This is a genomic window from Novosphingobium sp. 9U, assembly GCF_902506425.1.
Classification (GTDB): Bacteria; Pseudomonadota; Alphaproteobacteria; order Sphingomonadales; family Sphingomonadaceae; genus Novosphingobium.
Map to the genome: position 1 here is coordinate 1 of NZ_LR732470.1, position 5461 is coordinate 5461.

Annotated in this window: 7 protein-coding genes, 1 tRNA gene and 1 rRNA gene; 3 read left to right on the forward strand and 6 right to left on the reverse strand. The window is 64.5% G+C overall.

The window, feature by feature from the left end; all coding sequences use genetic code 11:
- Together GV044_RS13220 and GV044_RS13225 are read left to right on the forward strand one after the other, a co-directional pair.
- Nucleotides 1-863 (forward strand): family 1 glycosylhydrolase (locus tag GV044_RS13220; RefSeq protein ID WP_159871523.1); only part of this gene is annotated, 863 nt, incomplete at its 5' end.
- Between the two features lie 13 nt (nucleotides 864-876).
- Nucleotides 877-2145 (forward strand): MFS transporter, encoded by a 1269-nt coding sequence (locus GV044_RS13225; protein ID WP_159871526.1) that lies wholly within the window; start codon nucleotides 877-879, stop codon nucleotides 2143-2145.
- A 559-nt stretch (nucleotides 2146-2704) separates the two neighbouring features.
- Here the strand turns inward: GV044_RS13225 and GV044_RS13230 are convergent.
- From GV044_RS13230 to GV044_RS13245, 4 genes are all read right to left on the reverse strand, one after another.
- Nucleotides 2705-2974 (reverse strand): fumarylacetoacetate hydrolase family protein, encoded by a 270-nt coding sequence (locus GV044_RS13230; protein WP_159871529.1) that lies wholly within the window; start codon nucleotides 2972-2974, stop codon nucleotides 2705-2707.
- Nucleotides 2961-3437 carry an SDR family NAD(P)-dependent oxidoreductase gene (locus GV044_RS22145; RefSeq protein WP_236554962.1) on the reverse strand — a complete coding sequence of 159 codons (477 nt, stop codon included), beginning with the start codon at nucleotides 3435-3437 and terminating at the stop codon, nucleotides 2961-2963. Before GV044_RS22145 ends, GV044_RS13230 begins: the two co-directional genes overlap by 14 nt.
- Before the next feature lie 57 nt (nucleotides 3438-3494).
- On the reverse strand, nucleotides 3495-3932 hold the full coding sequence (locus GV044_RS13240; protein ID WP_159871532.1) for a hypothetical protein: 438 nt from the start codon (nucleotides 3930-3932) through the stop codon (nucleotides 3495-3497).
- A 113-nt stretch (nucleotides 3933-4045) separates the two neighbouring features.
- Complete coding sequence (locus GV044_RS13245) at nucleotides 4046-4231, reverse strand: hypothetical protein (RefSeq protein ID WP_159871535.1); 186 nt, start codon at nucleotides 4229-4231, stop codon at nucleotides 4046-4048.
- A 150-nt stretch (nucleotides 4232-4381) separates the two neighbouring features.
- On the opposite strand from GV044_RS13245, the gene GV044_RS13250 reads away from it, so the two are divergent.
- Nucleotides 4382-4810, forward strand: a complete 429-nt coding sequence (locus GV044_RS13250; RefSeq protein WP_159871538.1) for a hypothetical protein — start codon at nucleotides 4382-4384, stop codon at nucleotides 4808-4810.
- A 189-nt stretch (nucleotides 4811-4999) separates the two neighbouring features.
- Here the strand turns inward: GV044_RS13250 and GV044_RS13255 are convergent.
- Together GV044_RS13255 and rrf are read right to left on the reverse strand one after the other, a co-directional pair.
- A tRNA-Met gene (locus GV044_RS13255) sits at nucleotides 5000-5076 on the reverse strand.
- A 294-nt stretch (nucleotides 5077-5370) separates the two neighbouring features.
- Nucleotides 5371-5461: ribosomal RNA gene (gene rrf, locus GV044_RS13260) — 5S ribosomal RNA — on the reverse strand; the annotation flags it as partial.

Consider the following 5461-nt stretch of genomic DNA (forward strand, 5'->3'; position numbering starts at 1 on the left):
ATCAGGAACAGGCGCCGTCCCTGTTCGCGCGGTTCTGCGGCCGCGCCGCCAAGCACCTCGCAAGCGGCATCGGCTACGCGCTCACCCTGAACGAGCCCAATCTCATCGGCATGTTGCCGATGCTGCTTCCCAAGGACAGTGGCGCGCGGCTGCTCGCCGAGGACAAGCTGATGTCGCAAGCCGTCGCCAAGTCGATGAACGTGCCTCTGTACCTGTCGGGCAACGGGCTGTTCCTGCCTGACGCAGCCGTCGTTCAAGCAAATCTGATTGCCGGACACAAGGCCGCGCGCGAGGCGATGAAAGCCGCGCGTCCGGACCTGCCGGTCGGTGTCAGCCTCGCGATGAACGACGACCAGGCCGTGGGTGCCGCCAGCATGCGCGACAGCATTCGCGCACGGCTCTATGATCCCTGGCTAGAGGCCGCGCGTGCCGACGATTTCATCGGCGTCCAGAACTATTGGCGCGCGGTGTGGGACGCGAGCCATCGCCTGCCCGCGCCACCGGGGGTCGTGACCGACGAGAACGGGTCGGAGCTTTACGCACCGTCTCTAGCGAACGCGGCCCGCTACGCCCATTCGAAGTGCGGAGTTCCGGTGGTCGTCACCGAGCATGGTTGCAACGTCCTCGACGATGCGAAGCGCGCGAAGTTCATCCCTGCTGCCCTTGCCGAATTGCGCAAGGCCATGGACGAGGGCCTGCCGGTGCGCGGCTACACGCACTGGTCGCTGATCGACAACTACGAGTGGTTCTTCGGTTACAAGCCGCGCTACGGCCTCCACTCGCTCGACCGGACGACATTCGCCCGCACGCCAAAGCCGAGCGCAGCGGTGCTGGGCGACATCGCCCGTCGCAACTCGCTCTAGAAGGACTCCGTCGATGGCGTTCGCCCACACTCCTGACGCGTCGATAACGGACGCCGCGCCTTCGGCCGTGGAAGAGTTGAAGCGCGGCTGGCGCCCGCTCGTCGCCTGCTCCATTGGGATCGGGCTGGGCCTGTCGCCGATACCCGCCTATACCGCCGGCATATTTGCTTCGGCGCTCGAGCAGGATATCGGCTGGCCGCGCAGCCAGATACTGGTCACGCTGACCTTCATACCCGTCGCACTCATCAGCCTTGGCGCGATCGTCGGCCGCTTGGCCGACCGGATCGGCGCGCGCAAGGTGGCAATCTGCTCGACGATCGGCCTCAGCCTTTCCTTCGTTCTCTTGGCGACGATAAGCCGCACGATCGGGCACTTCTACGCGGCCTGGGGGTGCCTTGCGGTGGTTTCTCTCGGCACGCTGCCAACCACTTATGCGCGGGTGATAACCGGCTGGTTCGACAGGGCGCGCGGCCTTGCGCTGGGCATTGCGCTGGCCGGCACCGGAGTGACCGGCGTGCTCGCGCCGTTCTACCTGAACTGGGTGATCGGCGCCTATGGGTGGCGTGTCGGCTATCTCGCCTACGGCGCGCTTCCGCTGGTCATTGCATTGCCTGTCCTGATCGCATGGCTCAAGGAACCTGAGCGCGCCAGCCAGGCTGCGCGGGCGTCGGAAGCGGCGGGAGCGTCCGTTCGTGCCGCTCTTCACGACTATCGGTTCTGGGCACTCGCACTTGCCGCCCTGGGCCTCGCTGCCGGGACCTCGGGATTGATGCCCAACCTCGTTCCGCTGCTGAGCGAGCACGGCATCTCGAAGCAGTCCGCGACGACCGTGATGGCGGCGATGGCGATCAGCGTCACCGGAGGGCGCCTGCTGTCGGGTGTTCTGCTCGACCGCCTGCGCGCGCCGTTTGTCGCGCTCATCGTTGTCACGCCAGCCGTACTCGCTCTTGCTGCCCTGGCGCAGCCTGGTATCGAACTGACGACGGGCATCGCCTGCGGCGTGACGATCGGCCTAGTGGCCGGCGCCGAGTTCGACCTCGTCGCTTATCTCATCGGCCGGTACTTTGGCCGCCGACATTTCAGCGAGCTCTATTCGATCCAGTATGCCATTTTTGGGCTCGGCGCCGGCTTTGCGCCGGCTGTGTACGGCGGGCTGCGCGACCGCATGGGAAGCTACGACATGACCATCGTGACTTCGGCGGTTCTGTTCGTCTGCTCGATCGCCGCCTTCTTCACACTAGGCCGCTATCCCGCGCACGGGGATGCCATTTTCGCGGAGTGACCTGATCCGCACTCAGTTTGAGCGCCCACGCAGCGCGGCGCCCGACCTTCGCCGGCTGACCGTGTCAAGACCAGGCAAAAACACAGTCAGGGTCCAGTAAATTTGCTTGAGCGAGCAGCGCACAGGCAAACTTTTTTGCTTTGTCGGCCTGCCTTTTTCGGGGACGGAATGTCTGATGTTTGTTGCTCGAACATTAACTGCGCAGTCGTTTGTGCCACTTTGGTTGCTTGTTAGCCAATCCTCTAACGCTTCGAAGGAAGAAGCGACATGAACAGATCCGGATTTCTTCTGAGCGCTGCCGCGATCGTGATCGGGTCGCGGCCTCCTCGCCCGACGTGATCGACAATGGTGGTATCGTCGTCACCGCGCACCGCCGCGAGGAGCGCCTCGTCGACATGCCAATCGCCATCTCGACCTCCTCAAGCGTGGCGATCACCGATCGCGGCTGAGCAGCGTCAGCTCGGTCGCGCAGCAGAGGCCCCGGTTCTAGTTCGACCGCGTCGCCACGGCTGGCGACGTTCGTCCGAGCCCGCGCGGTATCGCGCTGATCGGAGGGCGCTCAAACGTCACGATCATCGTCGACGGCATCGACGTCGTGGGTTTCAGCCTCAACATCGCGATTAGCGGCGGCAGTTTGCCGACCTCTACAACGCTCATGATCCTCGAACGCGTCGCGGTGGTGATGGCGCCGCAGACGGTCTATTACGGTCACAGCGCCTTTGCGGCCGGCCACCACCTCAAGCGCGTCTTTATCTGGCACGTCATGGCAGCGTCGGCCGAACACGATCACCAGTTCGGTATCATAGTCGAAGCATTCATCGGCCTTCATCGGCAGGTGGATGACGCCGCCGTTCATTGTTGCACTTGCTGGTTAATGGCAGGGCGGTGGGGTGGGTGTGCCCGTCTCCTCGGCATGTTCGCGGCAGTTGAAACCCACGCAGATGATCTTTTCCGGCTGCATGACGAGCGGCGCGAAAGAAACGTGCTCCGTCGGATGATGGCGGCGGCCCCGGGATCGATTTCGACAGCGGCGAGCAGATCAGCCAGTTCGGCAGCTCGTCGGTTCTTGAGCAGATCGTCCAGGTCATGGGGCGCGGGCATGGCCGTCCGCTCGCCTGCCGCCACGATACATCGATGATGTGCCCGACACGGCGCGTGCGCATGCCGGGCAGCACCGCTTTCATCATCGCGACCGGGCCGAACACATTCGCCGCACGTTGGCGCTGGAGGTGGTCCGTTGAGGACTCCTTTAACGCGCCTTCGTGGCCATAGCCGGCATTGTTGACGAGCACGTGATTCGCCGCCCGCGCGCACCCCGCGCAGGCGGTCACGGCCGAGACCACGGAGCGTTACGCCAGCTCCCCCGTCCCGCTCTCCGGCATTGAGCGCGGCTCTCGCCATTCAGTTGCGGTCATGCGGTTCTCGGCCACTGGCTGCGAAGTGGAACTGGCACCCATCCCCCGCCCCGTCGCCTTCCTGAACGTCGACCCGGCCAAAATGGCCGGCGCAGTCGCCGCGATCGAAGCGCTGAAAACGAACGCAGAAGGGCCACCCGAACGCTGACCGTTCATCGACATCGCCGTGCTCGTGGGCGGACCCGAACCGCAGAGCGGGATATCGGCAAACAGTTTCAGGAACACCGCATCGAGCAGGATGGGCTCATCTGCACCGGTCAGCCCGGTCATCGCGAAGATTCCCGGGCCGGCGAGCGTTTCGGCCTTGCAAACGACCTGGAAATCGTCCGCCATGTTGGCGAGGTTGCTGCGCAGGATCGTGAGAGTACGCATCAGTCGTCCTCGCCGGCAGTTTCGGTCTGCACGAGCATCGCGGAGTAGGGCCCGGCGAGGTCCTCGGGCGGAGCCTCGCCAGCATACTCGCGACAGAACAGCGCCGCGAAGACTTAGCGCGGACCGGGCTCGGCAAGGTCGGTGCCCGAGCGCGGGCCGCCGCCTGTGTTCGCTGCCTGGGTGCGCAAGGTGGCAATTTGCACGAGGCGCAGCGACTTGTCCTCGAGCGTCACAAGGATACGGGCCTGCAGGTGCGCCCCACGCGCATCGGGCGATGGGGGCACTGAGGAAGCGGGCATCAGCGCACGCGAATGCCGCTCGGTTCTGCGTCGCGGCGCAGGGGAGGACCATGCCGAGGACGATTTCGGGATGCCCGGCGGCACCTACCGTCCACTGGAGCGTGCGGCGCGCGCGCACTAAGGCAAACGGCTGACTGCAGGGCCATAACCATGCTTTCGACCGCCTCGACACCGGCGAGCCCATGGGCGGGACTCACGCCGAGCGCCATCGGCACCGTCATCGGCCTTTCCGCCAAGCAGTTCACCCGCGCCGTGCTGCTGGCGCATGGCGACTTCGAGGCTTTCATACGCGTCTATGCCAACGACCGGGCGGCACTGCTGGAGCAGCTAACCGGCTCGCAGGTCTACACCCCCCTCGGCTGCGCTGCCTACGAGAAAGCCCGCGTGATGCGCGTAAGGCTCAGCGTTCTCCCCCAGCGCATCGCCGCCCAGCACGGGCTCGATGACGAGAGCCGCGCCGAAGCGAAGCTGCCCCGGCCGCAGCGCGAACCGATCACAACTCGGCACAGGCCGCATTGGAAGCACTGCAGTGCGGGGCCCTCCGTCTCCAGCACGGCCGCGACCTCGCTGCCGAAGTGAGCCGGGCGCAGCAGGTCGCCGATGTGGCGCTGGCCACACTCCACAAAATACTCCCTGATGCAAATTCCAGTCCTGGCATTCAGGGCAATGTCCTTGACGATCTGAAGTCTCGCGACTCGGATCTAAGCTGCAGAAACCAGGCAAAAAACCGCTCTGGGATGCGCCCATCAGTTATGAAATATTTGATATTGGTTGCGGGGGTAGGATTTGAACCTACGACCTTCAGGTTATGAGCCTGACGAGCTACCGGGCTGCTCCACCCCGCGTCACCATGTTGGGCTGGTTGGGCCAGCCCGGTAGGAGTTGTTTGTTGTCCATCTCGACTTTGTCGATCTGGACGGCGGGCTGCTCCACCCCGCTTGCGCCTGTGGGCGTTTGAGGCCCTGTGGCAGCGTTGTTTGTCCTTGCGCTTGGGCTTGGACGCGGGGGATGCTGCGGCCCCGCTGGAAACACGAAGAGGGCCTGTGAGGGCCCTCTTTGAGGGCCTGCCCTCGTGAGGGTTGGCCCTTTGTCATGTGAATGGGTTTTTGTGATCCTTACGAAAGCGCGCCGGCTTCAATGCCTGGCGACGTCCTACTCTTCCAACGCTTGAGCGTTAGTACCATTGGCGCTGTCAGGTTTCACGGCCGAGTTCGAGATGGGATCGGGTGG